21 protein-coding genes are annotated in these 25,552 nt (G+C 68.6%); 13 read left to right on the top strand and 8 right to left on the bottom strand.

Features of this window, described 5'->3' with window-relative positions; genetic code table 11:
- Positions 1-18: 18 nt before the first annotated feature.
- Positions 19-849, bottom strand: coding sequence for a PhzF family phenazine biosynthesis protein (locus VLF18_RS01680; protein WP_325277879.1), 831 nt, complete (start codon positions 847-849; stop codon positions 19-21).
- 487 nt (positions 850-1,336) lie between these two features.
- Here VLF18_RS01680 and VLF18_RS01675 point away from each other — a divergent pair, with 487 nt between their 5' ends.
- The 3 genes from VLF18_RS01675 to VLF18_RS01665 all read left to right on the top strand — a co-directional run bounded on the left by VLF18_RS01675 (position 1,337) and on the right by VLF18_RS01665 (position 3,798).
- Positions 1,337-1,621: a hypothetical protein gene (locus tag VLF18_RS01675; protein ID WP_325277878.1), complete on the top strand. Its 285-nt coding sequence runs from the start codon at positions 1,337-1,339 to the stop codon at positions 1,619-1,621.
- A 99-nt stretch (positions 1,622-1,720) separates the two neighbouring features.
- Positions 1,721-2,803 (top strand): hypothetical protein, encoded by a 1,083-nt coding sequence (locus VLF18_RS01670; protein WP_325277877.1) that lies wholly within the window; start codon positions 1,721-1,723, stop codon positions 2,801-2,803.
- Entirely contained in the window at positions 2,803-3,798 is a 996-nt protein-coding gene (locus VLF18_RS01665) for a hypothetical protein (RefSeq protein WP_325277876.1), read from the top strand. Before VLF18_RS01670 ends, VLF18_RS01665 begins: the two co-directional genes overlap by 1 nt.
- A 94-nt stretch (positions 3,799-3,892) precedes the next feature.
- Here VLF18_RS01665 and VLF18_RS01660 read toward each other — a convergent pair whose 3' ends face one another.
- Positions 3,893-6,355 (bottom strand): CehA/McbA family metallohydrolase, encoded by a 2,463-nt coding sequence (locus tag VLF18_RS01660; RefSeq protein WP_325277875.1) that lies wholly within the window; start codon positions 6,353-6,355, stop codon positions 3,893-3,895.
- Positions 6,356-6,730: 375 nt separating this feature from the next.
- On the opposite strand from VLF18_RS01660, the gene VLF18_RS01655 reads away from it, so the two are divergent.
- The 3 genes from VLF18_RS01655 to VLF18_RS01645 all read left to right on the top strand — a co-directional run bounded on the left by VLF18_RS01655 (position 6,731) and on the right by VLF18_RS01645 (position 8,753).
- Positions 6,731-7,030, top strand: coding sequence for a hypothetical protein (locus VLF18_RS01655; protein WP_325277874.1), 300 nt, complete (start codon positions 6,731-6,733; stop codon positions 7,028-7,030).
- A complete protein-coding gene (locus tag VLF18_RS01650; RefSeq protein WP_325277873.1) occupies positions 6,994-7,149 on the top strand; it encodes a hypothetical protein in 156 nt (51 codons plus the stop codon). The genes VLF18_RS01655 and VLF18_RS01650 overlap by 37 nt, the downstream gene beginning before the upstream one ends.
- Positions 7,150-7,217: 68 nt before the next feature.
- The gene (locus VLF18_RS01645; protein WP_325277872.1) at positions 7,218-8,753 is read left to right on the top strand and encodes a hypothetical protein; all 1,536 of its coding nucleotides are present in this window, start codon (positions 7,218-7,220) and stop codon (positions 8,751-8,753) included.
- 9 nt (positions 8,754-8,762) lie between these two features.
- On the opposite strand, the gene VLF18_RS01640 is transcribed toward VLF18_RS01645, so the two are convergent.
- A complete protein-coding gene (locus VLF18_RS01640) occupies positions 8,763-9,224 on the bottom strand; it encodes a DUF6985 domain-containing protein (protein WP_325277871.1) in 462 nt (153 codons plus the stop codon).
- Between the two features lie 83 nt (positions 9,225-9,307).
- Between VLF18_RS01640 and VLF18_RS01635 the strand changes: the two genes are divergently transcribed.
- Complete coding sequence (locus VLF18_RS01635) at positions 9,308-10,162, top strand: hypothetical protein (RefSeq protein ID WP_325277870.1); 855 nt, start codon at positions 9,308-9,310, stop codon at positions 10,160-10,162.
- Positions 10,163-10,452: 290 nt separating this feature from the next.
- Here the strand turns inward: VLF18_RS01635 and VLF18_RS01630 are convergent, their stop codons facing one another.
- Positions 10,453-11,733: a flavohemoglobin expression-modulating QEGLA motif protein gene (locus VLF18_RS01630; RefSeq protein WP_325277869.1), complete on the bottom strand. Its 1,281-nt coding sequence runs from the start codon at positions 11,731-11,733 to the stop codon at positions 10,453-10,455.
- Positions 11,734-11,846: 113 nt separating this feature from the next.
- Here VLF18_RS01630 and VLF18_RS01625 point away from each other — a divergent pair, with 113 nt between their 5' ends.
- The 3 genes from VLF18_RS01625 (at position 11,847) to VLF18_RS01615 (ending at position 15,170) form a co-directional block, all read left to right on the top strand.
- Positions 11,847-12,533 (top strand): fumarylacetoacetate hydrolase family protein, encoded by a 687-nt coding sequence (locus VLF18_RS01625; protein ID WP_325277868.1) that lies wholly within the window; start codon positions 11,847-11,849, stop codon positions 12,531-12,533.
- A gap of 413 nt (positions 12,534-12,946) precedes the next feature.
- The gene (mscL, locus tag VLF18_RS01620) at positions 12,947-13,351 is read left to right on the top strand and encodes a large-conductance mechanosensitive channel protein MscL (protein ID WP_325277867.1); all 405 of its coding nucleotides are present in this window, start codon (positions 12,947-12,949) and stop codon (positions 13,349-13,351) included.
- A gap of 121 nt (positions 13,352-13,472) precedes the next feature.
- A complete protein-coding gene (locus tag VLF18_RS01615) occupies positions 13,473-15,170 on the top strand; it encodes a serine protease (protein ID WP_325277866.1) in 1,698 nt (565 codons plus the stop codon).
- 212 nt (positions 15,171-15,382) lie between these two features.
- Here VLF18_RS01615 and VLF18_RS01610 read toward each other — a convergent pair whose 3' ends face one another.
- Positions 15,383-18,754: a hypothetical protein gene (locus tag VLF18_RS01610; protein WP_325277865.1), complete on the bottom strand. Its 3,372-nt coding sequence runs from the start codon at positions 18,752-18,754 to the stop codon at positions 15,383-15,385.
- 114 nt (positions 18,755-18,868) lie between these two features.
- Positions 18,869-21,082 carry a hypothetical protein gene (locus VLF18_RS01605; RefSeq protein ID WP_325277864.1) on the bottom strand — a complete coding sequence of 738 codons (2,214 nt, stop codon included), beginning with the start codon at positions 21,080-21,082 and terminating at the stop codon, positions 18,869-18,871.
- Positions 21,083-21,292: 210 nt separating this feature from the next.
- Here VLF18_RS01605 and VLF18_RS01600 point away from each other — a divergent pair, with 210 nt between their 5' ends.
- From VLF18_RS01600 to VLF18_RS01590, 3 genes are all read left to right on the top strand, one after another.
- Positions 21,293-22,720, top strand: coding sequence for a M28 family peptidase (locus VLF18_RS01600; RefSeq protein WP_325277863.1), 1,428 nt, complete (start codon positions 21,293-21,295; stop codon positions 22,718-22,720).
- 100 nt (positions 22,721-22,820) lie between these two features.
- A complete protein-coding gene (locus tag VLF18_RS01595) occupies positions 22,821-23,789 on the top strand; it encodes a hypothetical protein (protein ID WP_325277862.1) in 969 nt (322 codons plus the stop codon).
- 72 nt (positions 23,790-23,861) lie between these two features.
- On the top strand, positions 23,862-24,269 hold the full coding sequence (locus VLF18_RS01590; RefSeq protein WP_325277861.1) for a GFA family protein: 408 nt from the start codon (positions 23,862-23,864) through the stop codon (positions 24,267-24,269).
- A gap of 21 nt (positions 24,270-24,290) precedes the next feature.
- On the opposite strand, the gene VLF18_RS01585 is transcribed toward VLF18_RS01590, so the two are convergent.
- Positions 24,291-24,677: a VOC family protein gene (locus tag VLF18_RS01585; RefSeq protein WP_325277860.1), complete on the bottom strand. Its 387-nt coding sequence runs from the start codon at positions 24,675-24,677 to the stop codon at positions 24,291-24,293.
- Positions 24,674-25,489, bottom strand: coding sequence for a TrmH family RNA methyltransferase (locus tag VLF18_RS01580; protein ID WP_414717172.1), 816 nt, complete (start codon positions 25,487-25,489; stop codon positions 24,674-24,676). The genes VLF18_RS01585 and VLF18_RS01580 overlap by 4 nt, the downstream gene beginning before the upstream one ends.
- Between the last annotated feature and the right edge of the window lie 63 nt (positions 25,490-25,552).

The following is a 25,552-nucleotide window of genomic DNA, read 5'->3' as shown; positions in this document are numbered from 1 at the left end:
GCAGGCTGCGCCGTCGCGTCAGTCCATCCGTCGCGCCGTGCCGGAGACGTCGACCGGCTCGCCCGGCGTCGTGCCGATCGCGATGCGAAGCAGCGAGCGCATGCCCATGTCCTCGCCCTGCACGATCGAGACGGCGCCGCCATGCGGCCAGCCGGCATCGCGCAGATAGCCGCCGAGCGCCGCGGCCGCGGCGCCGGTGGCCGGATCCTCGTAGACGCCGCCCGAGGCGAACGGATTGCGCGCATGGAAGCGCTGCGGCGATTCGGCCCAGACCAGCGCGATCGTGATCCAGCCCGCTTCGCGCATCAGCGTGCGGCCGGCATCGAGGTTGTAGCGCATGGCCGCGAGCGTTTCGCGCGAACGCAGCGCAAGCAGCAGATGATCGGCGCCGCCGTGGATTTGCGCCGGCGGCAGACGCGGATCGAGATCCGCGCGATCGAGGCCGAACAGCGCGAGCGCGCGTTCGAGCAGCGCCGGATCCGCGGCGGCGCTGCGCGTCGGCGGCGAGCGCAGCGTCGCCGCGATCGTCGCACCGTCGCGCCGGCCGGCGACGCCGATCCACGCGTGGTTCAAGGTCAGCGCGAAGTCGCCGTCGCCGTGACGCAGCGCGAGTGCCGCACCGAGCGCGATCGTCGCGTGCCCGCAGAACGGAATCTCGGTCTGCGGCGCGAAATAGCGCACGCGCCAGCCGCCGTCGATCGGCGCGGCGAATGCCGTCTCGGAGAAGCCGACGTCGGACGCAATGCGCTGCATCGTTTCGGCCTCGGGCAGCGCCTCGCCGATCCAGACGCCGGCCGGATTGCCGCCCTGCTCTCCATCGGAAAATGCCGCTATGCGCATGACGTCCATGAACTGCTCCCGCGTGGTGGATCGACCGAATCTAGCGTGCGCCGCCCGCCGGGTGTCGAGGGCCAATTGCGCAGCGGCGGCTCTCGCGTTCTGATCATCGGCGCCGCCGGATAGCGTCTGCACCGCCCGAAGGACGATGCCGCACGAGCGGCGGCCGCAACCGGGAAGTGCGCCTTGAAGGAAAACAGCCATCGGCGATTCGTCGCGCTCGTCGCCGGCACGTTCGCCGCACGCGCCGTCGTCGGCACCGCGTTCGCCCCCGCTCCGACGGTTTCGGCGGCTGTCGTCGTCGCACGCAGCGATGCGGCCGAAGCGCGCGAGCCGGCGGGCACCGCCGGCAAGGCCACGCAACCGTTTGCGGCGCGGCCGCTGCCGCCAGCCGACGCGCCGGTCGTTGCGATCTACGTGACGGCGGCGACGCGGCTCAGCTCGCGCGCATGCGCGAGTGGTCGCGGCAGGGTGCCGGGCCCTGCTGCGGGAACGCGCGATGCGCGGCGATGCGGAATCGGCGCTGGCCCTCGGCCTGGCTTATGCGCTCGATGCGGACGACGTGCCCATCGACGTGGCCGACTACTTTCTGCCGTACGGGGCGCTCGACAACGATGCAGCGCAGTCGTATCGCTGGCTCGCTCGCTATCTGCAGCTCGCGCCGGAGGGCTCGCAGGCGCCGCTCGCGCGTCATGCTCTGGCGCAGCTCGCTGCTCGGCTCGATCCTGGCGATCGCGCGGCGATCGATCGCGAGCTGCAGTTCGCGACCCCGTCGCGGAACTGAATGCATTCCCGGCAGGTCTCGTCTGCGTTGGTGCGGCTTGGCATGATCGACCGGCAACGGACATGGACCCTGACGATGGCAACAGCGAACGGACGCGGCATGACGGCAGTGATCGCAGCGTGCTTCATCGGCGGGCTCGCCGCAGGCCACGCGATCGCGCGCTGGACGTCCGCCACGCCGGAGACGCCGGCAAGCGGCGGCGTCGGGACTGCTGACGAACGCAGCAGCGCCGCGAGCGTGCCCGAGAAGGGATCCGCCGCGGCCGCGGCAGTTCCGGCTGAACCGCGCACCGCTGCGCCGCCCGCCGCGCCACTGCCGCCGCGCGATCAGCCGATCACGCTGTACTACGACGAACTTGCGAAACGCGCGGCCGAAGGCGACGGCGCCGCGGCGCGCCGGCTCGCCGACGATCTCTACGAATGCGCGACGCGCGATCGCCAGCTCGACATGGCCGAACGCCTGCTCGATCGCTCCGAGCGCGGCGGTCGCGGCGGCCGTGGTCGAGGCGGCCCCGACCGCATGCCCGGTCCGGGGCCGGGCGCCGGTCCGCGCGGCGAAGGCGTCGACGTCAACAGTCCCGAATTCGCCGACCGGCGCCTCAACGCAGCCGAACGTTTTCTCGAGAACGCGGTCGCCGCACAGGCACGCTGCGAAGGCGTGAAGCCGGAAACATTGGCTAAAAGTTCCGAATGGATACGCGAGGCGGCGCTCGCCGGCGATGCCGAGGCACAGCTCTGCTACGCGATCGCGCCGAACGAATGGAATCGCGATGTACTGTCGCCGGAATGGGTCGACTGGGCCGAACGCTGGAATGCGGAATCGCCGGCGCTGGTACGTCAGGCGTTCGAAGGCGGCCTGCCCGAAGCCGCGGCCGTGCTGTCGAACATGTATTCGGCCTGGGCGCCGCGCGACGCGCGCCCGTGGAGCGAACGCCTCGGCGACGATCCGTACTGGGCCTACGCCTATGCGGTGATCGCGCAGCAGACCTTGTCGGCGGACCAGTCCGCGCGCTGGTCCGAGATCGTGCGCAGCCACGCCGCGCGGCTGAACGCCGAACAGGTCGCGCGCGCCGACGCCTGGGCCGCCGCGGCGCGATCGCGCATCCGTTTCCAGCCGCCGGTTTCCGGACCGACGCCCGACAATTCGTTGTGCGGCAACATCCGCCGCGCCGGGAGCCGCTGATGCGCCGACTGCCCGCCCTGATCGCCGCCGCGCTCGGTCTCGCCTGCGGCTATGGATTCACGCGCTATCCGACGGAGACCTCGACGGCGGCGCCCGTGTCGGTAACGACATCGGACGACGCACCGGAATCGACCGCCGCGCAGAACACCTCGGCGCCACGCACGCCGCGCGTGCGTGCGAGCACGTCGGGCACGGCGCATCCGCTGCTCGCGCGCGCCGCGGGACTGCCGACGCCGCCGCTGCCGCCGGCGCAGAAAAGCGGGGTGTCGCTGCTCGACGAACTGCGCCAGCGCGCCGAGCGCGGCGACGCCGCCGCGGCCGCCGAATGGCTGGAACGCGATGCGCGCTGCTACGCGATGATGCCGTTCACGCCGGACGCCGGCGCGACGCTGCCGACGCCGGGATTCGCACGCGCGGCGCGCTCGGGCCGCTCGCGCCTGTCGGGCGTCGCGACCGATGTCAGCGCAGCCGCGCAGATCGAGGACGACGCACAGCGCAGCAGCGCGCTCGCCAGCGCGCAGCAGCGGCTGCTCGACGAATGCCGCGGCTACGTGCCGCAGCCGCCGCAGGTGCGCTATGCGTTCGGCGAGCTCGCCGCGCGCCTGGGCACGGACAAGGATTTCTGGAAATTCATCAACGATCCGCCGTTCGCGGCGGGCTACAGCCGCGATACCGAGCAGGCGATCGACTGGGCGCGGCGCGCGCCGGCGATGGTCTACGAACGCGCGGTGCGCGGCGACGCCGAAGCGGCGCTCGCGCTCGGTATCGCCTACGCGATCGACAGGCCGCGCGAACTCGACGGCGGCGGCAATGCATCACGACCGCTCGTCGCGGCGATCGGCAACGATCCGCTGCAGGCGTATCGCTGGCTCAACGTCTATCTGCGCGCCAACCCTGCCGCGCAGCAGTCGCCGCTCGCGCAGGCGCTGCTCAACCGCATCGGCGCCGACCTCAGCGCGCAGCAGCGCGCCGAGGCGGCGAATTGGGTGCCTTGAAGGCCGGGAATCGGGAATCGGCAATCGTGGAGCGAAGACCTGCCCGCTGCGGGATCAGCCGTTCGCTCCGTTCTTACGATTCCCAATTCCCGCTTTACTGCGTGACGAGACTCACGTCGTCGACGATGAACGACGTCGCCACCTGCGAGCCTTCGACGCCCTTGAAGTACACGCGCACGGTGCGGCCCTTGTACGCCGCGACGTTGAACGACTTCTGCGAATAGCCGCCCGGGGCGTTGAGGTTCGAATAGGTGGCGAGCGTCGTGATCAGCGCGTTGCTCGTATCGCGCAGCTCGACCGTCAGCGTGTCCCACGCCTGCGTCGTCGTGGTCTCGTCGGTCGTCACGTCGAGCCAGAACGTCAGCGTCGCCTGGGCCGCCGTCGACGGAATCGCGACCGACTGATAGACCGTGTCGGTGTGCGCGCTGCCGTAGCCGTTGAGCCACGCCTTCCAGCTGCCGCCGTGCGCCGAGACGCCCGAGTCGCTCGTGATCACGCCCGAGGTTGCGGTCCACGAACTGCTGCCCGACTCGAAGCCGCCGTTGACGATGCGCTCGACCGGCGTCGTGCCGCCGTTGCTCACGCTGAAGGAAACAGCCGTGGAATCGCGGCTGTTGCCGGCCGCGTCGAACGCGCGCGCGACGAGGCTGTGCGTGCCGTTGGACAGCGTCGTCGAATCGAGGCTCAGCGCATACGGCGAACTGCTGTCGCTGCCCTTGAGCGTGCCGTCGACGAGGAAATCGACGCGCGTGACGCCGACGTTGTCCGAGGCGTTCGCGGTGAGGCTGATCGAGCCGCTGCTGCCGCTGACCGAGGCCGACACCGTCGGCGGCGTCGTGTCGCCGCCGCCCGTGCCCTGCGTGACCCAGACCGGCGCCGACCAGAGGATCTTGCCGTCGTCCTGCGTGACCTTGGCGTAGTAGAAATGCGCGCCGGTGGACGGCGTGATTGTTATGTTCGCGGTCGTCGCGAGCTGCGTGACCGTGCCGTTGCGGCCCGGCACGCCTTCATAGATGCGCACCTGCGACGCGGTGCGGCCGGCACTGTTGGAAAAATTGGCCACGAGGTTCAGCGCGCCGCTGTTCGTGAAGCGTTCGCCCATGACGCGGCCGTTCGCGGTCAGGATCAGCTGCGAATTCTTGTCCATGGTCGCGAACACGCGGCGCGCCTTCAGCGCGGCGACGAAGTTCGCTTCGGTCAGCGTCGTGCCGGTCGGCAGCAGCACGCCGGTGCGGTTCGTGTACGACGCACCCCAGTTTGCGCAGTGATTGTCCTGGTTGCTCGTCGGCGCGATGTGGAAACCGCGTTCGAGCAGCTTGTTGAACGCACCTTCGTAGGTGCTGCGGCCGGTTTCGGTTTCGGTCGTGTTGGCCGAGAACGCCGAGGTATTCAGGATTTCCGCGGCAACCATGACTTCGTCGCCGTCGGCGCTGTAGCCCATGACCGTGCCGCTGACCGGAAACTGGTCGCTGGTGTCCGGATGATTGAACTGGCCGACCCAACCGCGACTTTTCATCGTCGTATACAGCGACGCATAGTTGCTTTTCGGCGTATTGACGTCGCCGATCAGCTGGCCGGAGCTGTTCGTTTCCCAGTTCGCGAGCAGGTTGCCGTTGATGATGTTGAGATGGCCACCGCCGGAGATCACGCCCCACTCCATGCCGTAGAGCGCGAGGAAGCCGGGGTTGCCCGTGTTGAAGCTGCTCGCCGCGGTGCGTCCCGCGGCATAGCGGTTGCGCGCGGTCGTCGGACTCGCCGAGGTGTTGGTCGAGGACGAACCGTCGAAATAGTGGTTGTGCTCGGAGGTCATCAGGAAATCGAGACCGCGGTCGCGCGCATACGGAAACGCGGCCGACGGTCCGAACGCGCCGCTCTGCGCGGCCTGCGACGACGTGCACGAGCCGATCGCGCCGCCGCCGTCGGAATCGTTGGTCTGGCTGTGCAGGTTGCCGAAATACACCGTATACGGCAGCGAGCCGGTGGCCGGCGCGCTCTTGTGCTGCGCTTCGCCGGCCGCGCCGACCGCGAGTCCCGCGAACGCGGGCATCACGGGTTTTTGCGGAGCGCCGACCTCGATGTCCCAGGTCTGCGCGATCGCGTGATCGGCCGCGGCCAGTGCCTGCTCGACGCGCTGCCCGAGGTCGCCTTCGCGCGTGCGCAGCAGCAGCGGCTCGCCGGTCGCCGCGGTCAGCCGCACGCGATAGTGGCCGCTCGCGAGCGCGCGGCGCACGGCGTCGCGGCCGTCCCAGGCCACGCGGACGTCGATGGGCTTGCCGTAGAACGGCGCTTCGCCGTACCACGACTGCACCGGCGCGCCGTTTTCGTCCTCGATCGCCAGACGCCAGGCCACCGCGGCCGGGTCGGTCGCATCGGGAAACGCGAAATGCAGGACGAACTCGCGCGCGTCGCCGCGTTCGCCGCGATACGGCGCTTCGAGCGTCGCTTCGAATTCGTGATGATCCGGACTGACGGCGTAAGCCGTGCTGCTCAGTGCGACGCCCGACAAGATGCCGAACGCCGCGGCAAGGGCCCCCGCCCCACTCCGCGTCTTACGCATAGTGACCTCCCAAAAGCGCCCGCTGGCGCAAAAACCGGGACATATAACGACCGCACGTTGCAGCCGGGTGTCGCCGGGATGGCAGCACGGGCGCGCGCGCATTGCGCGACGCGGCGACCGCGCGAATGCATTCGACGGCGACGGTCGAAACGCAGGGTCGGCGGCGCACGATGGCGGCAGCGGCGGGAGCTATCTGCGATCACGCACGATCTCCTGCGAGGCTGCGGCCTGGGCATGGGGAAGCGGCGACGATACCAGAGGCCTGCGGACATTTCGTGACGCACTGCGCGATGAGCGGACAGAAATGGCAGGCCTCGGCGGCAGGACTACCATCGCGCATCGCCTTCGGAATCGCCGCATGCGCCTCTGGCCCGCGTGCTTGCCGTCCTGCTGTCGCTCGCGCCGGCGGCGCGCCATCCGCTCGATCTCGCTCGTGCGAGTTACGTCGGCCATTCCTACGGCGGCCTGTCCGGCGCCTACCTGCTCGCGACGCGGCCGCAGGCGTTCGCGCGCTACATGCTGATCGGCCCGTCGCTCTGGTACGACGGCGGCGTGATCTTCCGCCTCATCGCAGACCGCGCTTCGATGCCGCCGCGGCGCAGGTGTTCCTCGCCGCCGGCGGACTCGAGAATCCGGTCATGGCCTCGGACCTGCGCCGCCTGGAAGCCGCGCTGATCGCGCAGGGACTGCCCGCCGACCGGCTGCGCGCGCGTGTCGTGGACGACGAGACCCACAACAGCATTTTCCCGACCGCGTTCACCGCGACGCTGCGCTGGTTCGGCGACAGCCGCTGAACCGCGTGTCCTGCGCGGGTCCGGTCCTGCGCTTGCATGGATCGAACGCGGAAGCGTCGGGGGAAGTCATGCACGCTGCTCGTCGTCTCGCTGCGGTACTTCTGATCGGCGCCGCGTTGCCCGCGCCGGCGCACGTGTTGCCCGCGTTTCCCGGCGCCGAAGGGTTCGGCGCGGCCGCGAGCGGCGGCCGCGGCGGCCGCGTGCTCTACGTGACGACGCTCGCGGCCGATCCGGCCGGCGCGAACGGCGGCGGCAATGCCGGCTCGCTGAACTGGGCGCTGCGCCAGAGCGGTCCGCGCACCGTGCTGTTCGCCGTCAGCGGCATCATCGACGGGATCGCGACCGTGCGCGCGGGCGACGTGACGATCGCCGGCCAGACCTCGCCCGGCGGCATCACCGTGCGCGGTCTCGTCTGCGGCACGCACTACGGCGGCGTGAACTGCGACAACCTCGTCGTGCGTCATCTGCGCTCGCGCCCGGCCTGTCATCTGAGCCCGCCCGGCGACTGTCCCGGCGCCGACGATGCGCTGCGTCTCGACGGCATCCGCCGCGCGATGCTCGATCACGTGTCGCTCGCCAACGCGAGCGACGAAGCCGTGCAGCTGAGCTGGGCCTCGCAGATCACGCTGCAGGATTCGGTCATCGCCGAGACCGTCGGCGATCACGCGACCTACGGCGGTGCGCTGCTGAACTATTCGAACACGACATATCCGCTCGACGGCATCAGCCTGCTGCGCAACCTCTGGTATCGCATCAAGGGCCGCCTGCCCGAGATCACCTGCGAATCGAGTTCGCCCGACGACCTGCCGCCGCGCGATATCAGCGCGTGCCGGAACGTGCCGCTGCGGCTCGAAGTCAGCAACAACCTCTACCTCGACCCGGGCTATTTCGTCGACTACGGCCCCTGGGTCGACGCCGAGCGCGAGAACGGTCCGTTCCGCGTGCAGCTCAATCTCGTCGGCAATCGCTTCGTGACACGCAGCGGCTTCAGCTACGGCCTTGCAGCCTTCGCGCTGCTCGACACCGACGACGGCGATCCGCCCAGCGAAAACACGCTCTACATCGCCGACAACCGCATCGACCGATTCGCACCGCTGGCCGACTACGCGCTGTTCTACTGCTGCAACGATTTCCCGCCGGGCCCCGCCGGCAACACCGACCTCGGCTCGGCACAGCGGCGCATCGAACGGCATGCGTTTCCGCTCGTGACCTATCACCGCGGCGACCGACTGCAGCGCTACCTGCCGCTCGATGCCGGCGCGCAGCCGCACGATGCCATGGACCGCCGCTACGCCGCCTCGGCAACGGCCGGCGCGATACCACCGCTGCCGCACGACCAACCGGCCGCGAACGACGCCTTCACGCTCGACTTCAGCCCCGGCGCGCCGCCGCCCGCGCCCGTCGACAGCGATGCCGACGGCCTGCCCGATGCGTTCGAGCTGCAGCACGCCGCGCTGGGCCTGAGCAATGGCGCGGCCGACAACAACGGCCTGCAACTGTCTCAACCGCTGCTCGGCACCGCCGGGTATACGAATCTTGAAGTGTATTTGGAGCTACTTGCGCGCCGCCGCGGCGATCGCGTGTTTGCGGACGGATTCGAGTAGTTCCGCACTTCAGACGCTGACACCCGCATACGACATCCGCCCGCCGGCGAGATAGATGCCGTAGTCGTGCTCGATGTCCCACGGTGCGCGGAACGACAGCCGCAGCGGCGTCGTGCGTTTCGGCTCGATGTCGATGCGTTCGAGCACGAGGTGCCGCCAGATTTCCGCGGACTCGCGCAGTTCCGGCAGCGATCCGCCGAGTTCCGCGAGCGTCACTTCGCCGTCGCGGACGGCATCGCGAACGGCGTCGTACCCGGCGAAGAATTCCGACGTGGCCGGAGCGACGGCGGCGTAGAAATCGTCGAACAGCGGCGCGAGTTCGGCGGCGGCGCGTTCGAGGTTCCGGGCGCTGCGCCCTGCGATGTGGACCGGTATGTCGCGCTGCCCGGCCAATACCACGATGCCGGAGTACGAGAACAGACCGCGGCGGAGTTGCTTGAACCGTGCGTGCTCGATGCGCTGACTGAACATGGTCGCCAAGGCCGCGTCTGGAGGTCGCCGGCGAGTGTAGACGCCGTGCCTATACTTTGCGCTTTCGCGACGGGGACGAACGCATGAATGCCGGAATCCGGTCGCTGACGGCGGTGATCGCGACGGGCTTCGTCGCGCTGCTGGCCGAACCGCTCGCCGCCGCGACGATCGGACGCGACGGCTGGTCGCTGCGGCCGCCTCGCGGCTGCACGCCGCACGTTGAACGCATCGACGCGCAACCGACCTACGACGCGCAGGCGCGTGCCGCGCTCGCACGCGATCCGATGCGGGTGCTCAAGCCTCACTATTACGACATGCCCGCGCACCTGCGTTTCGATCTGCGCGCGTGCTACGGCGGACCCGACCTGCTGGACGCATCGCTGCGCGTGTTTCCGGTCGCCGACTATCTGCGCATCTTCGACGACGGCCGGAAGCCGGGCGGCCACGTGGCCAAGGAATTCGACGCGCTGCGCCGCTGGCTCGCCGGCCCGCCCGGCGCGGTCGCTCACTGGCCAATGATCCCGTTCCTCGACATGAGCCCGCAGTTCACCGTGGAGCGGCGCGCGCTGCGCTTCCAAGGCGGCCGCGGCATTCGCGTGGTCACGCAGTTCGTGCCCGATGTCGGCTTCGCAACCTCGCGACGCGTGAGCTACGTGTTCCAGGGACTCAGCGACGACGGCCGCAGCTACGTGCTGCTGACCGTGCCGCTGACGATCGTCGACGGCGCCGCCGACGATGCGCAGGAACACCTCGGTTTCAGCTATGAACAGATCGAACGCCCCGACGGGGCGCAACGCTACGAGCGCGCGGTCGCGAAACTCGTCGCGAAACACGGAACGACACCCGCGCTCGCGGAGCTCGACGCAGTCGTCGAAGGCCTCGCGCACGACGCCGTGCAACGGGTCGGATCGGACCGGCAGGAACGTCGCGGGAAATGACCGGGCGGGGCGGGCCGGATAAGCGACACGGCAACCATCCTGGTCGCCGTGTCCGGGCCCATGCGCAGCTCTCGGACTGCGCCTGCTCCCCCTGGTGAACAACGACTTCCGCCGGAGGCGGCGGAAGCGGGTGAACAACGACTTCCGCCGGAGGCGGCGGAAGCGGGTGAACATTGGCATCCGCCGGCAGACCGACGGATGCGAACGCGGGCAAGACTAGCGCGCATGGCCGCGCACGGATCGGCGGTCACATTTCTTTGCAGTTGGGCGGTAGGGAATGTCGCGCCCGGTCAGACACCGAGCACGAGGTCGCCGGCTTCGACCGACCCGATCCGGATGTGATTGGCGAACAGCGAGAACGCGAGCATGCCGGCCAGGCCGTTCGCGCGCTGGACCCAGGGCGGCAGGTACAGCGGCTGGGCGATGTAGCCCGACTCGAAGTACGGCTCGAGCGCGATCACGTCGTGCAGCGCCATCTTGCCGGCGAACAGCGCGCGCGACAGGTTCAGGCGGCGGTGCTTCAGGGTCCAGCGGAAGAACGTGTGCACGGTCAGCAGGCCGTGCAGGTAGACGTTGTCCTTCGTGAACGCCGCGCCGCCCTGCACCGGCACGCCGCGGAACACGCGCTGGGTCGAGGCGAAGCTGTCCGATTCAGTCTGGCCGGCGTCGAGGAAATAGCGGAACACGTCGATGAAGTCGGCGCCCGACAGCGCCATGTCGATCGCGACGATGCGCAGCGAAATGCGCTTCATGCGTTCGATGTCGATCGAGCCCGACATGAGCTCGGCGAACACGGCGAGCCCCTCCTGCGTCGCGGTCACGCGCGGCGAGGAACGGCCCAGCGATTTGAGGTGCGGCTGCTCGCGGCCGTTGAGGCCGGTCAAGGAATGCACGAACGCCTCGTGCTCGACGAGCTGATGGCGGTCGTACTCGGAAAAACAGGTCGCCGAGCGCAATCGGATCCGTGTCGGTCCTGCGGCGGCCTTCGCAATCAGGTCGGGATCGATCTCGACCTGGATCTTGTGCGAGTGGAAGAACCCGTCGAGCTGCGCCTGCAGTTCGGCCTGCAGCGTTTCGGCCGGAATGCAGTAGTCGGCATCGCTCGCGAGGATTTCCTGATCGAGTTCGCCGGCAAGTCCGATGAAATGCCGCGCGGCGTCGAGATTGGTCAGCTCCGAACCCGGCAGCCGGTCGCCGGGGCGGCCGTAGAGCCGCGTCGAGTGCTCGGTGACGGCCGTGCTGCCGACGGCCTGCAGCAGGTCGGTCGCGATGCGCCAGGATTCGGCGCTGCGGCGCAGATAGTCGCCGACCGGATGCCCGGCGTCGGCTTCGCGGCCGATCGCGATGAGTTCGTCGCGCTCGGCACCGAGGTCCGGCGGCGCATAGCGCACGTCGGGCAGGCTGCGCTCGCCGCGCTGCCAGTTCTCGATGAAGCGGTGCTGCGCCGAGGCCGGCCAGCTGACGATCTGCAGCAGGCGGATACCGCGTATCGCCGCGACGAGTCGCGCGTCGAGCGCGGCGCAACGTTCGAGAGTGCGGGCTTCTGCGGCATCCGTGGCACGAGCGCTCATGCGGCGGACTATAGCGCGGGTGCGGTGGCGCATTGCTATGCTCGTCGTTCTGCCGGACGCCCGCCGCGCATGGCCGGGCGCCCGCCCCTGACCTGTGTCCTGCCGAGGTTGCCATGAGCTTCGTGATTCCCGTCCCGCCCGTCGCCAGCGTGCCCGTGCTCGACAGCGAGCAGCGCTTTCCGGTGCATCGCATCTATTGCGTCGGCCGCAACTACGCCGACCATGCCAAGGAGATGGGCGCCGAGGTCAATCGCACGCAGCCGACGTTCTTCCTGAAGCCCGCCGACGCGGTCGTCACCGACGGCCGCGACGTGCCGTATCCGAGCGCGACAGCCGACCTGCATCACGAAGTGGAAATGGTGGTCGCGCTGAAGAGCGGCGGCCGGAACATTCCGGTCGATGCCGCGCTCGACCACGTGTTCGGCTACGGCGTCGGCCTCGACCTCACGCGCCGCGACCTGCAGGCCGTGGCCAAGGCCAAGAGCCTGCCCTGGGACGTGGCCAAGGGCTTCGACGCGTCGGCACCGGTCTCGACGCTGCGCCCGGTCCACGCCGGCGCGCACCCGCAGCACGCGACGCTGTCGCTGCTCGTCAACGGCGAGCCGCGCCAGAACAGCGACATCAGCGAGATGATCTTCAACACCGCCGAGATCATCCACGAACTGTCCAAACTGTTCGAACTCGCGCCGGGCGACCTGATCTTCACCGGCACCCCCGCCGGCGTCGCCGCCCTCGTCCGCGGCGACTCGTTCGAGGCCACGCTCGGCGGCGTGGCTTCGCTCAGGGGACGGATCGTGTAACAGCGGGAGAGTGAGTGGAAGGAGTGAGGAAAGAGTGCAATTGTGGCAAATGGATCGGCTCACTCGAATACGAACGCGGCCCAAGGCGCTCTCCCCCGTGCCCGCTCGGAGAGAGGGTCGGGTGAGGGGGAAACACCAGCGAGCAAGGTGCGCCGATCTTCGCGGCAACCGGCAGCAATCGCGAACATCGAGCAGCCCGCTTTGCTGACGTTTCTTACCCTCTTCCCGACGTCGGACCGGAGGACGTCTTCCGCCGCCGCCCTCTCTTTTCACACTCCTGTCCACTATTTCCTTCTCGCAGACGCACTGGTGCAACACGTCGCACATCCGGCGACGCACGCCACGTCTTTCGTGTACAACTCCCGCGAGCGGCGGGCCGCCGCCTTCCAGCGCAACCCTAAGGAGACCTGACTATGAGCTTCTTCAACGAGTTCAAGGCATTCGCGATGCGCGGCAATGTGATCGACCTCGCCGTCGGCGTCGTCATCGGTGCGGCGTTCGGCAAGATCGTCACGTCGCTCGTCGACCAGATGATCATGCCGCCGATCGGCCTCCTGATCGGCGGCGTCGATTTTTCCGCGTACAGATGGATACTTCAGGCGGCCGGCCCCGACGGCAAGGGCGAAGTCGCGATCCAGTTCGGCGCGTTCCTCAACACGATCATCCAGTTCGCGATCGTCGCGCTCGCGATCTTTCTCGTCGTGAAGCTCATGAACCGGCTCATGCGCAAGCAGGAGGAAGTACCGGCAGCGCCGGCGCCCGAAGTCGTGCTGCTGACCGAGATACGCGATCTGCTGAAGAACAGCCCGCCGCGTTGATGCGGCTGTCCGAACGCTACCGCACGATGCGGCGGCGTCTCGAAGAGATCTGAGAGAACGCTTTCCCCATGTCCACACTTCGATCCGCGCAACGACGCGCGATCGGACGCGAGGAAGGGACATGGATGAACAAGCGGTACGCGCGGCTGCCGTCGCCGACGCATTGCGCCGCGGGCAATGGGTCGCCGAAGCCGAGTGGATCATTGCGGCCGCCGTCGCGCAGTTGGGCGCGACCGCGAACGCATCGCCGGACGCCCGCGGCGACGAACCGATACGCGCCGCGGCGCGCGTGCTCAATGCGAACCGCCGCTACCGCCTCACCGGAGAACTCATTGCGGCGTGGCGTGCGAATGGCGGCCGCTCCGATGCGGTGCTCGACACGCACTACGCGCAGGCGCTGATCGATTGCGGCGGGCTCGACGAAGCCGAGGCACACCTCGCGGTTGCGATCGAGCGAGCGCGACGGACGGCGCGGGACGATGCGGACCGAGGTGCCGTCGTCGAACTGCTCGGCTTGTCCGCGCGCGTGGCGAAGGACCGCTTCGTGCGCGCGGCCGGGCCGTGTGCGCCCGGCGACACCGGCGTCCGCGCGCTGCTCGACGAAGCCGTGCGCCGCTACGACGATGCGCTGCGCGACGCCCCGCGGAATCCATGGCTGCGCATCAATGCGATCGCGCTGCGTCTGCGGCGCGCACGTGATGCGGCCACGCCGCCGCCCGCGGACATGGCAGACGAAGCGCGCGCGCTCATTGCGATGCTGCAACCGCAACTCGCCGGGACCGACGACGACGACACGCCGTGGCATATCGCGACGCTTTCGGAAGCCTGCCTCGCGCTCGGCGACGCCTGCGACGCGGCGCAGCACTGGCTGCAGCGGCTGCTGGAACATCCGCGCACGACGGCGTTCCAGCTCGCCGCGTACGCGCGTCAGCTGCGCGAGATCTGGCAGGGCGACGCGCTGCGGCCCGACGACGGCTGCGCCGCGCGGCTTGCGTCGCGCCTGCTCGAGCACGGCCATGCCACGACCGGCACGGTCGCGTTCGACGCCGCGCAGATCAACGACCTGCGCGAGATCGACACGGCCTACGAGCGGAACTTCTGCAACGACACCGGTCTCGATCTCGCGCGCATCGCGCAGATCTGCGAGTCGATCGGCTGCGTCTGCACGACGACGGGGCGTCGCGTCGGCACGGGCTTTCTCGTCGATCGCCGCAGCCTCTGGCCCGACGCACCGGCCGAACTCGTCTTCGTGACGAATGCGCACGTCATCAGCGAAACCGTCGCCGGCGCGCTGCATCCGCACGATGCCTGGATCGCGTTCACGAGCGAAGCGATCGCCGGGCGCCGGCCCGGCAAGCATTACGGCGTCGCCGAAGTGCTGTTCTCCTCGCGCCCCGGCGACATCGGCATCGTGCTAGGCCGGTACGAACGTCTCGACATCACGATCGTGCGGCTCGACGAACAGCCGCCGCGCGCTCGCGGACTGCGCGTGCAGCGCCGCCTGGCGGCACAGGCGACGTCGGCGTTCGTGATCGGCCATCCGAATGGCCGCGACCTGCAGATCTCGACGAAGAACAGCACGATCATCGATGTCGACTGGCTGCCTCGCCTGTTCCATTACCGCACCGCGACCGAGCCGGGCAGCTCGGGCAGTCCCGTGTTCGACGACGACTGGAACGTGATCGGCGTACACCATGGTGGCCGCGACGACGCGCCGAAACTCAGCACCCACGGCGTGCACGCCGCCAACGAAGGCGTCACGCTCGACGCATTGTGCAAGCGCCTCGCGAACACCCCACCGCCACGTAGGGCGCAATAACCGAAGGGCATTGCGCCATCCCCCGACGCGAAACCCTTTGCGTACGGCCGCAATAACCGAAGGGCATTGCGCCGTCTTCCCGCGCATTGCGCCGTCTTTCCCGCGCACACGTAAAAGCAAAAAGCAAAAGGTGCGTGCACCGCGTCTTTCGCCGACGACCCGGCAGCGAGCCGCGAGACGGACTCGGCGCAATGCCCTTCGGTTATTGCGCCCTACGGCGCGCAGGTTCGTCCCAGCTGTTCCGTCAACCGCACGAGATCGAGCCGCCCCGCCGTATAGCCCGCGAGCTGCGGCGTCCATTCGACCTCCGCCGCGTTCGCACCGGTGAAGCGGAACGTCGCGGTGCCCCAGACGCGGCGATCGAGATCGGCGACGCGATAGTCCGGCGGAAAATCCGGGCCGCGCGTGATGCCGAGCTGCAAGGTCGCCGAGTCGCCGGTGACCGGTCCGGCGCCGACGAGGAACAGCGGCTTGCCGCCATCGAACACGTACCAGACCGCGACGAGCTGGCGCGCGTCGCCGCTGCCGAACACATGCAGGAAGAAACCATGGCCGCTCTGCGCCGGCTGGAACCAGTTGCCGCTGTGGCAGGCACGTATGCCGGCACCGGGCGCGTCGTCGGCCGGCGAGGCCGCGGCGACCAGCGATTCGATCGGCAGCTCGCCGCTGCCGAAGCCCGGCAGCGTGCTGGTCCAGCGCAAGGTCGCCTGCGTCGGCGAGCGGAACTCGAGATCGAGTTCGCCCCAGGCATATTGCTGCACGTCCGCCGCGCGGAAATTCGGCGGGAAGCTCGCGCCGCGGCTCGCCGTGACCGGCACGCGCACGCGCCCGCCGTCGGCGCGGCCCACGCCGATCATCCAGAGGGGATCGCCGTCGGCGTAGACGAACCAGCTCGCCACGACGTGCGTCACGCCGTCGATGACGACGGGTTCGAGCATCAGGCCGTGTCCGTCGGACTGCGGGTTCCACCACATGCCGGCGACGCGCGTGTCGATGCGGTAGTCGGGCTCGCCGTCGAAATCGCCGAGATTCACGCGCCAGACGCCGCGGCCGTAGGTGAACGCGAACAGTTGCGGCGGTCCGCCGGGCGGCGTCACGAGTTTCAGGTCTTCGGTGATGACGTTCGCGTAGCCGCTGTTCTCGACCGCCCAGTGCGCGCCGCCGTCGAGCGAGACGAACAGCCCCAGATCCGTGCCGAGGTAGATTTCGCGCGTGTTCAACGGATTGATCGCGATCGCGTGCACGGGCACGTCGGGCAATGCGCCGTCGCCGCTGCCGTCGAGCGGCTGCCAGTTCGCGCCGGCGTCGGTCGATTTCCAGACGTGGACTCCGCCAAACGTGGAATATGTTGCATACGCGATGTTCGTGTCGACCGGATCGAACGCGAGCCGCGACACCCAGCCGTCGCGCGGCGAGGCCGACGCCCAGGCCGTCGTCGTCGTGCTCGACAGCGCCGCGTCGCTGCGGAAGATCGCGTTGCGGTTGCCGACGAGCATCCGGTTGGAATTGCCGGGCGCGACCGCGACGGCCGAGCTGCGGCTGAAGAAGTCCGTGCCGAAGCGCGCGCTCACGGGACGCCAGGTCGACGCAGCGTTGTCGGTGCGCCAGAGCCGCGTGCCCGCGGCCCAGAGCCGGTCCGGCGCGTTCGGATCGATCAGGTAGGGCATGATGAAGATCGTCTGGTCGCTGAGACCCTGCGTCGCGCCGGCGAAGGTCTGCCCGCCGTTGACCGACTTGCCCATCGAGATGTACTGCGCGCTCGCATAGAGCACGTTCGTGTTGACCGGATTGACCGCGGCGAAGCCGCCGTCTCCGCCGTAGACGTGGCGCCAGGCGAACGCGCCGGTGTCGTCGCCGCCGAGCCAGGTGCCGTTGTCCTGCGTGCCGCCCATGTAGCGCCGGCCGTCCGGGAATACGGCGCCGGCGTAGAACTGCGTCGTGCCCATGCCGCGGCTCGTGTCGCGCCAGCGCACGCGCTCGCTGGCCGGCGCCGCGCAGAGTCCCGCGTCACCGATGCCGACGGGCGCGCGCGCGTTGTCGGTCACCGCGATGCCGCCGTCGTGCGCGCTGAACAGGCGCTGGTTCGCCGCGCCATCGTAGCGCGGATGAAAGCGGATCCGGTGCTGGTCCGGATGCACGTAGGAATCGTCGGGCGCGAAGTAGTAGCTCGCGAGCCCGAAGCGGCGGCCGCCGTCGCTGGACCGGAACAGCGTCATGCCGCCGACCCAGACCGTGTCGCGGTCGAGCGGATCGGCTGCGATCGCGTTGTTGTACCAGCCGGCCGCATAGAAATCCGGCTGCGAGGGATCGCCGCAGACCGTCGGCCTCACCGCGAAATGGAATTGGAACAGGCTCGCCGACAGCAGGTCGGCCGAGTCGTTGCGCAGCCGCGCCTCCCAGGTGCGGCCGCCGTCCTCGGAACGCCACAGCGCGTGCAGTCCGTTCTCATAGTCGCCGACGCCGTCGCCGCTGCGGTCGAAACCCGGCGCGATGCTCGCCGCGACCGCATAGATCACGCGCTGGTCGGCGCGGTGGATGTCGATCTGCGTGCGGCCCTGCCCGGCTTCGGACAGCACGGTTTCCCACTGGCCGGCGTTGCCTGCATCGGTGTTCAGGAATATCGCCGCGGGACACGGCCCGCCGCAGGCCGGCGGCGTGACCGTGCCCGGCAGCCAGTAGCGATCGGCGATCGAGCGCGACGCGCAGGTCGCGAGCAGCCAGTCGTGCTCGGTGTCGTTGCGGATCGCGAGGTCGGTGCAGCCTTCGTAACGACGCTGGTCGTTCGCATCGGCCGGTCGCAGCAGGCGTTCGAACGTCGCGCCGCCGTCGCGCGATCGCCAGATGCCGCTGTTCGTCGCCGCGTACAGGCGCCGCGAATCGCGCGGACTGAACACGATGTCGCTGACATAGCGGAAGTCGGCATTCTGCGTCGCGAGCAGCGGACTCCAGGCGACGCCGCCGTCGACGCTCTTGAGAATCCCCGAGCCGCTCATCGGCGACCACGGCATGCCGCTGTCGCGATACAGCTCGCCGGTGCCCGCATACAGCGTGTCCGGGCGCTCCGGATCGATCGCGAGCGCGCCGATGTTGAGGTTCACCGCGTCGTCGGACAGCGGCTGCCAGCTCGCACCCGCGTCGGCGGATTTCCAGACCCCGCCCGACACGCCGCCCGCATACATCACGTCCGGATTGCGCGGATCGAATTCGAGCGTGCGCGTGCGGCCCGTCGCGTTGGCCGGCCCGAGCCACTGCCACTGCGGTTGCGCCTTCGCATTCAGCGGATTGCCGTCGCCGCCCGGCAGATGACGGCGCATCGCCTTCATCTGCTGCTCGGCGCGGAACCAGCGCGCCGGTTGCAATTCCGTCTCGCCGGCCGGCAGACGCCGCGCCGCGAACAACTGCGCGCGTTCGAGCGCACCGGACACGCGTTCGCGCTGCCCGGCGCGCTCTTCACGCAGGTATTCCGCCGCGCCGCGGCCCGCGCCTTCGCGCTCGTACTCCCCGGCGAACCGCGGCTGCGCCGTACAGCCGGCCACCGCCACACCCATCGCGAACACCGACATCCACCGCCAGCCCGATGCCATCGTCATCTCCCCGAATGACTACGGCGGTCATCGTAGCGCCATGGCTGCGTGGACAGCCGGTGGCGATGTTGCAGAAATTACTTGGCTGGCGGGCAGGTATCTGCTGCGGCGCGGTCAGTCGTCGAAGCGGTCTATGAAGATCTTGTCCGGCGCGTCGCTGAGTTCCCACACGCCGAGATCCGTCGTGACGACCAGCCGCTGCTGCGCGTTCTCGTTCCATCGCACGTCACTGATCGCGCGGAACGGCGAATTGCCGCCGATACGATGCCACGTTGCCCCGCCGTCTTCGCTGCGGTAGACGCAGGCTGATGAAAATCCGACTCCGGAGCCGGCCGCGTAGACAAGATCCGGCGCCGACGTATCAACTTGAAGATCGAGAATGCGGCAGCCGGACAACACCGGACTCGTTGCGAACCACGTCGCGCCGCCATCGAGCGTCTTGTAAAGACGGGAAGGCTCGGCATCGTCCGCGACGGCAGCCCACAGCACACCGGCGCGACGCGGATGCGAAGCGATGGCCGTCACGTCCGGATACGTCTGCGTTGCGCCAGGCAACAACGGCAATCCATTGCTGCGCTGCTGCCAGTGCAGACCTCCGTCGGTACTGCGGAAAACTCCACTCGCCATCACTGGCTGGACCGGCGAACCGTCTTCAGCATCCGCCTGATGCAACGTGGACAGAAACACTTCGCCGTCAGCCGTTACTTCGAGGTCGACCGGAGCGATTGACTCGTAAACGTTGCCGTCGTCCGTATGAATCGGCAATCCGCCGTCGGCGGCATCGGCGCTTATCCACTGGTCGCCCCGCAGGTCGCTGCGAATCACGCGCCAGCCCTCTGTGGACGAAAGCGCAAACACGCGCTGTAACGGACCGCTCCGGCAGCGTCCTCGTGCCGGTGGCACCGTGCACGAACGCGGATCGATCGTGATCTGACGGATCGCGAGCCGCTGCACGCTGCCGGGTAGTTGACCAGGCGGCAAGCCCTGCTCGAGCGGTAGCCAGTTGCTGCCGCCGTCGTCGCTTCGGTACAGGCTGACGCGTGTCGGCGCACCGGAGATGTAGTGGCTGAGGCCACCTGCGTAGACTGTCATCGACGTGGGCTGCGCGGCACTCGTCGGATCAATCACGACCGTTCTTATGAACTTCGCACCGCTCCCAAGCATTGATGTCCAGTTCACACCCCTATCGCGAGTCTCGAACAGCGGTGTTGTTTCGAACGGGGTTTCCATCCAGTAGCCGGCAAACAGCGAATTTTCGTCACCTGGGAACAGTGCCAGCCCGCGCATATACCGGGCATTGAGCCCGTAATTGCTCGTCACCCAGTTCGTCGTGCTCGAACTCATCGCACGCGCGCCGGTGACGCTCGTCGTCGAGATGGCACGGAATGCTTCCGGTCCGTCGGACACGACCGCGAGATCGGTAAATCGCGCATATGTTGCGCTACTCGGCAGGCCGTCGCTGCAGTCTGTAGATCCCGCGAGGAAATCAGCGGAGCGGCGACAGCTCGTTGCATTCATCGCCACTGCCTCATACGGGGGCTGCGACGACACGGCCACACGCGTCGCAACGACGCCGCTCGACTGCCAGCTCGCACCGCCGTCGCCGCTTACGTGAACGCGGCCGTTGAGAACCGCCAGCACGGGGCCGCCCGGCACGAACACGATACTCGATCCCGTGCCGACACTCGGACCGCCTTGCACACCGTGGAACGTCGCGCCGCCGTCGGTGCTGCGTATCAGCGTCGGATTTGACATCGACTGCGAACTGAGACCCAAGCCGACGAGGATATGCTGCGGATTTGCCGGATCGACCGCCATCGTGACAATCGATTGATACGTGTAGCTCAGATAGGCCAGCGGTGAAAATGTCGCACCACTGTCAGTACTCTTGTAAATCGTGCTCCTGCCATCGGTGATAAGCAGCGTGGTGGCGCTTCCGGGTACGTCTGCCATCGGAAGACGGCTGCTACCGAAAGCCGCGAGCGGAAGATTCAGCGAATAGCCGGTCGGCACCCAATTCGACGCTGCGTCGTCACTGCGCATGACCAACCCCGCGCGATCGATCGCGTACAGGCGCCCCGGAACGTCTGCGTCAGCCACGAGACCGGCAATGTATGACCCCGTCGTCGCATGAAGTCCGGCATTCGCCGGCCGCCAATGGCGTCCGGCATCGTCCGAAACAGCGATACCTGCGGCGGTTGCATACAGGCGCCCCGGCGTTGCAGGGTCGACCAGCAAATAGTCGACGAAACCGCCGTCATTGCCGAGCGGCACCCAGCTCTGCGAGTGCGCCGCTCCGCCAACAGAGCACAACACGACGGCGAGCACGAATCTGCTTCTCATTGCAGCACCTTCCGAACGAAACCGATACAAGGACCCAGAGCGCCCGGATTATAGGTACGCGCGTGCGGTCGTTATCGGTTCTCCCCATCCAAGGGCGGATGGCTACCTCGCAAGTCCGCAATCCATGACCATAGTCCTAGATCGCGAAACGGGTTCGCATGGCAGCATTGGCGCTTTGCCTTCGGAGCTGCACCCATGATGCTGCGTGCCCTGCCCTGTGCCCTGTTCGCCCTGTTCGCTGCGGGCGTGTCCGCCGCGACGATCACGACCGTGCCGGAGGCGGCGGTCAAGCAGGCGATCGCGCTGCGCGAACAGGCACTGACCGACCGGCAGGCTTACACGCTGCTCGAATCGCTGACGACCGAGGTCGGTCCGCGTCTCGCCGGCGGCGTCAACGATCAGAAGGCGCGCGACTGGACCGTCGCGAAGTTCAAGGCACTCGGCTTCGACAAGGTCTGGACCGAGCCGGTCACGTATCCGAAGTGGGTGCGCCGCAGCGAAAGCGCGTCGCTGGTGGCGCCGTTCGCGCAGCAGCTCGCGGTGACCGCACTCGGCTATTCGACGGCCACGCCCAAGGGCGGCATCACCGCGCCGATCGTGTTCTTCGACAGCCTCGATGCGCTGAAGGCGGCGAACAGCGACGACGTCAAAGGCAAGATCGTGTTCGTCAGCGCGCGCATGCGCGCGCACAAGGACGGTCACGACTACGGCATCGGTTCATCGGTGCGCAGCCGCGGTCCGGCGATCGCGGCGAAGCTCGGCGCCGCGGCGTTCGTGCTGCGCTCGGCCGGCACCGACAGCCATCGTCTGCCGCATACCGGCGTCACGCAGTGGGATCCGGACGGCAAGCGCATTCCGGCCGCCGCGGTGTCCAATCCCGATGCCGACCTGATCGAAGCCGCGGTGCGCCGCGGCCAGCCCGTGCAGATGAAGCTGCAGCTCGATTGCGGCGTCGAAGGCGACTACACCGGCGCCAACGTCATCGGCGAAATCACCGGCAGCGAGAAGCCCGACGAAGTCGTCGTCATGGGCGGCCATCTCGATTCCTGGGATCTCGGCACCGGCGCGATCGACGACGGCGCCGGCGTTACGATCGGCATGGCCGCGGGTGCGCTGATCGGTCACCTGCCGCAGGCACCGAAGCGCACCATCCGCGTCATCGCGTTCGCGAACGAGGAAGCCGGCCTCTACGGCGGCAAGGCCTACGCCGCCGCGCACAGGAACGAGGTCGCGCAGCATGTGCTCGGCTCCGAATCGGATTTCGGCAGCGACCGCATCTGGCGCCTCAATGCCAGCGTGAAGCCCGAAGCCCTGCCGGCCATCGACGCGATGATGCAGGTGCTCGCGCCGCTCGGCGTCGAGCGCGGCAGCGGCCGCGCGAACGGCGGTCCCGACCTGAGCCCGATGCATGCCGAAGGCATGGCCGCGCTGAGCCTGACCAACGACGGCACGCGCTACTTCGACTACCACCACACCGCCGACGACACCTTCGACAAGGTCGACCCGGAACAGCTCGCGCAGATCGTCGCGGTCTATGTGAGCTGGGCCTACATGGCCGCGGAAGCCGACGGCGATTTCGGTTCGGCGCCGGGCGCGTTCAAGCGGGACGGCGGCGACGAGTGACGTCGTGCGGCCTTCCTGCCGCAACGACACGGTGACGGACTTGGCGGCAGTCCGCCGGCGCGCTACAACGCGTCGACCCGGGACCGCCGCTGGACAGTGCATGACCGCATACTGGATTTCGTTTGCCGCGCGCTGCGCGCTGGGCCTCTGTGCCGCGGCGCAAGTCGCCGCGCAGGATGCGGCCGACGCCGCCGACGCCGCCATGAAAGCGTCGCGCGAACGCGCCGAGGCCGACGAACGCGCGGCGCGCACGCAGCTCGTGAGCGAATCGCGGATCCTGTTCCCGCGGCGCGCCGGGAAGTTCGAACTGCAGCGCAGCGCGCGCGATCCGGAGCCGCTGAATGGCGCCGTCATGGTCTATCGCTACGGCGGCGATCTCGACACCGATTTCGAAATCCAGGTCCGTCCGCTCGGCAAGATGGCCGAAGACGAGGCGTTGAGCCGCGGCGCTCAACTGGCGGGCTCGTGCCTCGACATCAATCGCGGGGCGACGGCGGCCGGTGTACCGGTCGTGCGTCTCGATCCCTGGACACGACGCACGATCGACCTCGACGACGGCCGCGAGCTGCAAGCGCGGCAACGCATCTGTTCGACCATCGTCGGTCATTCGACGCGCGTCGTGCGCCACACGCTGATCGCCTATCGCGACTTCTATCTGATCGAGCTGCACGTCACCGCGCTGGCCTCCGACGCGCGCCTCGCCGCCTCGCTCGTCAGCCGCGCCGGCAACGAGCTGTTTCCGCGCATCCACGTGCAGAACATCGGCAATTGCGCACCGCCGGCGAAGCCGAAGCTCGTGATCGTCGACGAGATCGATCGCGGTGCCGATCGCGTCAGTCCCGACGGCGCCTATCTCTATGCGACGAAAAAGCCCGGTGAACGCGAACTCGCGAAGCTGCTCGAGCGCGCCGCCGAGCGCCGGCGCAAGACCTCGTGCGTGATCAGCTTTTCGATGGCCTCGCTGCTGCCGGACGAAACGTTCGAGACCTTGCGCTTTCCGGCTGGCTCGTGGACCGACGTGCTTCCGTTCGCGCCGTCCCGGGCCGCGGAGCGCGCCCGGCAACAATAAGGGCAGAAAGTGCCCTCATTGTCGGGCATGCTCTGCCGGCCCGCCCTTCGGGGCACGAACGGAGAGAACGCGATGACCCAGCAGACCTACCACGGCAGCTGCCACTGCGGCGCGGTCCGCTATGAGGCCGACATCGATTTCAGCCAGGGAACCGGCCGCTGCAACTGCTCGATCTGCAGCAAACTGCGCAAATGGGGAATCACGATCAAGCCGGAACAGTTCCGGCTGATCTCGGGTCAGGACGCGCTGTCGAGCTACCAGTTCAACACCCTGTCCGGCACCTATCGTTTCTGCCGCCACTGCGGCCTGCACGCCTACAGCGACGGCTACGTCGAACAGATCGGCGGCGCGTTCTTCTCGATCAACATCGCCTGCCTCGACGATGTGCCGCCGCAGACGCTGATCGATGCACCGATGACCTGGTACGACGGCCGCAACGACAACTGGTGGAATCCGCCGGCGGAAACGCGGCATCTCTGACACGACTTGAGTTTCTCGCGGTTACCGGCGCTGCAGCAGATCCCACTTGTTGCCGCAGAGATCGAGAAACACGACGACGCTGCCATAGTCCTCGTGGCGCGGCTCCTCGGCGAAGCGCACGCCGTGCGCGCGCATGTGTGCGTACTGCGCGTCGAATTCGTCGGTTTCGAGAAACAGGAACACGCGGCCGCCGGATTGATCGCCGATCTGCAACCGCTGTTCGTCCGTCGCCGCGCGCGCGAGCAGCAGGCCGGCGCCGCCTCCCGGCGGCGCGACGACAACCCAGCGCTTGCCGCCGCCGCGGTCGCTGTCTTCGACGAGTTCGAAGCGCAGCGCCTGCGTGAAGAACGCAATCGCTTCGTCGTAGTCGCGCACGAGCAGCGCGACGAGCGCGAGCCGCGCGCTCATGCCGCGCCGCCGTGCTGGCGGTAATGTTCGGCGAACAGCACGGCCGCGCTCGCGGCGATGTTGAGACTCTCGACTTCGCCGGTCCCCGGGATCGTCAGGCGCCGATCCGCCGATGCGATCAGCGCGGCGCTCATGCCTTCGTTCTCGGCGCCGAACACGAACGCGGTGCGCGCCGGCAGCGTTGCGGCGTACAGCGACACGCCGTCGCGCGGCACGGTCGCGGCGATCGTGAAGCCGGCGGCGCGCAGCGCGGCCAGCATGTCCTCGCCGCCCTGCGGACGCGCGAGCGGTACGACTTCCGCACCGCCTTCGGCGACGCGACAGGCCGCGCCGGAAAGCGTCAGCGACGAATCCGGCGGCAGCACGACGCCGGCGACGCCGAAATTCGCGGCACTGCGCAGCACCGCGCCGAAATTGTGCGGATTGCCGACGCCGTCGAGCAGCACGAGCACGGCCGGCTGCGGTGCCGGCGGCAGCCGGGCGAGCAGCTCGCGCAGCGGCAGCGGCGGCTGGCGCAGCATTTCGAGGCAGATGCCTTCGTGATGCTGGCTGGCCGTGAGTTTCGCGAGATCGGCCGCCTCGACGACGCGATAGCCGAGCCGCTGCTGCACGCACCATGCGAGCAGACGCTTGAACTGCGGAATGCGTTCCTCCGTGAGATAGACCTTGCGCACGTCCTGCGGACGCCGCGCGAATGCGGCGGCACACGCATTGATGCCGAACAGGCGCAGTTCGTCGTGGCGCTGCCGGACTTCCGGACGCGGCACGCGCTCGACATCGCGGGTGCTGTCGCGATGGCCGCCGTCGCGCACCGGCCCGCCGCGGCGCGATTCGCCGGCGGGCCACGTACGCGGCGCGCGCTCGCCGCGCGGCGC

The organism is Tahibacter sp., from assembly GCF_035481375.1.
In the GTDB taxonomy this organism is placed as follows: domain Bacteria; phylum Pseudomonadota; class Gammaproteobacteria; order Xanthomonadales; family Rhodanobacteraceae; genus Tahibacter.
This window is presented reverse-complemented; position numbering and strand designations above follow the sequence as displayed.

Excerpts from the sequence above, each read along its gene's own strand:
- VLF18_RS01645 (WP_325277872.1), top strand. The coding sequence starts at position 7,218 with ATGCACGCTGCTCGTCGTCTCGCTGCGGTACTTCTGATCGGCGCCGCG.
- mscL (WP_325277867.1), top strand. The coding sequence starts at position 12,947 with ATGAGCTTCTTCAACGAGTTCAAGGCATTCGCGATGCGCGGCAATGTG.
- VLF18_RS01615 (WP_325277866.1), top strand. The coding sequence starts at position 13,473 with ATGGATGAACAAGCGGTACGCGCGGCTGCCGTCGCCGACGCATTGCGC.
- VLF18_RS01665 (WP_325277876.1), top strand. The coding sequence starts at position 2,803 with ATGCGCCGACTGCCCGCCCTGATCGCCGCCGCGCTCGGTCTCGCCTGC.
- VLF18_RS01650 (WP_325277873.1), top strand. The coding sequence starts at position 6,994 with ATGGCCTCGGACCTGCGCCGCCTGGAAGCCGCGCTGATCGCGCAGGGA.
- VLF18_RS01595 (WP_325277862.1), top strand. The coding sequence starts at position 22,821 with ATGACCGCATACTGGATTTCGTTTGCCGCGCGCTGCGCGCTGGGCCTC.
- VLF18_RS01670 (WP_325277877.1), top strand. The coding sequence starts at position 1,721 with ATGACGGCAGTGATCGCAGCGTGCTTCATCGGCGGGCTCGCCGCAGGC.
- VLF18_RS01640 (WP_325277871.1), bottom strand. The coding sequence starts at position 9,224 with ATGTTCAGTCAGCGCATCGAGCACGCACGGTTCAAGCAACTCCGCCGC.
- VLF18_RS01585 (WP_325277860.1), bottom strand. The coding sequence starts at position 24,677 with ATGAGCGCGCGGCTCGCGCTCGTCGCGCTGCTCGTGCGCGACTACGAC.
- VLF18_RS01635 (WP_325277870.1), top strand. The coding sequence starts at position 9,308 with ATGAATGCCGGAATCCGGTCGCTGACGGCGGTGATCGCGACGGGCTTC.
- VLF18_RS01680 (WP_325277879.1), bottom strand. The coding sequence starts at position 849 with ATGGACGTCATGCGCATAGCGGCATTTTCCGATGGAGAGCAGGGCGGC.
- VLF18_RS01610 (WP_325277865.1), bottom strand. The coding sequence starts at position 18,754 with ATGGCATCGGGCTGGCGGTGGATGTCGGTGTTCGCGATGGGTGTGGCG.
- VLF18_RS01660 (WP_325277875.1), bottom strand. The coding sequence starts at position 6,355 with ATGCGTAAGACGCGGAGTGGGGCGGGGGCCCTTGCCGCGGCGTTCGGC.
- VLF18_RS01630 (WP_325277869.1), bottom strand. The coding sequence starts at position 11,733 with ATGAGCGCTCGTGCCACGGATGCCGCAGAAGCCCGCACTCTCGAACGT.
- VLF18_RS01675 (WP_325277878.1), top strand. The coding sequence starts at position 1,337 with ATGCGCGGCGATGCGGAATCGGCGCTGGCCCTCGGCCTGGCTTATGCG.
- VLF18_RS01625 (WP_325277868.1), top strand. The coding sequence starts at position 11,847 with ATGAGCTTCGTGATTCCCGTCCCGCCCGTCGCCAGCGTGCCCGTGCTC.
- VLF18_RS01590 (WP_325277861.1), top strand. The coding sequence starts at position 23,862 with ATGACCCAGCAGACCTACCACGGCAGCTGCCACTGCGGCGCGGTCCGC.
- VLF18_RS01600 (WP_325277863.1), top strand. The coding sequence starts at position 21,293 with ATGATGCTGCGTGCCCTGCCCTGTGCCCTGTTCGCCCTGTTCGCTGCG.